Raw genomic sequence first — 1,241 nt, 5'->3', positions numbered from 1 at the left:
GTTCAGGTACAAAACCGGGTGACCCGGACCGAGCCGAAGCTTCCAGAAGATGTGACGCGCATCGGTATCACCGTCGACAAGGCATCGCCCGACCTGACCATGGTTGTGCACTTGACCTCCCCGGACAAGCGCTACGACATGCTTTACCTGTCCAACTACGCGATCCTCAACATCAAGGATGAGCTCGCTCGCCTGGGTGGTGTCGGTGACGTGCAACTGTTCGGCATGGGCGACTACTCGCTGCGCGTCTGGCTCGATCCGAACAAGACTGCTTCGCGCAATCTGACTGCGACCGATGTGGTCACAGCGATCCGTGAGCAGAACCGCCAGGTCGCGGCCGGTCAATTGGGTGCGCCCCCTGCCCCGAATGCCCAAAGCTTCCAGCTGTCGGTCAACACTCAGGGCCGTCTGGTCTCCGAGGAAGAGTTCGAGAACATCATCATTCGCGCAGGCGACAATGGTGAAATCACCCGCCTCAAGGACATCGCTCGCGTTGAACTGGGCTCCAGCCAATACGCCCTGCGTTCGTTGCTGAACAACCAGCCGGCGGTCGCAATCCCGATCTTCCAGCGCCCTGGCTCCAACGCCATCGACATCTCGAACGAAGTTCGCGGCAAGATGGAAGAGCTGAAGAAAGGCTTCCCGCAAGGCATGGACTACAGCATCGTCTATGACCCGACGATCTTCGTGCGCGGCTCGATCGAGGCGGTGGTTCACACCCTCTTCGAAGCACTGATCCTCGTGGTACTGGTGGTGATCCTGTTCCTGCAGACCTGGCGCGCCTCGATCATTCCACTGGTGGCGGTGCCGGTATCGTTGATCGGTACGTTTGCGGTCATGCACCTGTTCGGTTTCTCGCTCAACGCGCTGTCACTGTTCGGCCTGGTACTGGCGATCGGTATCGTGGTGGACGACGCCATCGTGGTGGTGGAAAACGTCGAGCGGAACATCGAACTCGGACTGACACCCGTCGAGGCCACCAAACGCGCCATGCGTGAAGTGACCGGCCCGATCATCGCGACGGCGCTGGTGCTGTGTGCGGTGTTTGTGCCGGCAGCATTCATCTCCGGTCTCACCGGGCAGTTCTATAAGCAGTTCGCGCTGACCATTGCCATCTCGACCGTGATCTCGGCGTTCAACTCGCTGACCCTGTCGCCGGCACTGGCCGCTGTGTTGCTGAAAAGCCATGACGCACCGAAAGACCGCTTCTCCAAGGTGCTCGACAAGATCTTCGGTGGCTG

At 60.0% G+C, this 1,241-nt stretch carries 1 protein-coding gene; it reads left to right on the top strand.

Going from position 1 to position 1,241, the window contains the following annotated elements:
• Nucleotides 1-1,241, top strand: a 1,241-nt coding sequence (locus DBR24_RS34455; protein WP_371921383.1) for an efflux RND transporter permease subunit, incomplete at both ends; no start/stop codon positions are given.

Origin of the sequence: Pseudomonas sp. HMWF006 (assembly GCF_003061205.1) — a bacterium.
GTDB classification, from domain to species: Bacteria; Pseudomonadota; Gammaproteobacteria; order Pseudomonadales; family Pseudomonadaceae; genus Aquipseudomonas; species Aquipseudomonas monsensis.
Note: the sequence above shows the minus strand (reverse complement) of the source record. Positions and strands in the feature narration are given on the sequence as shown.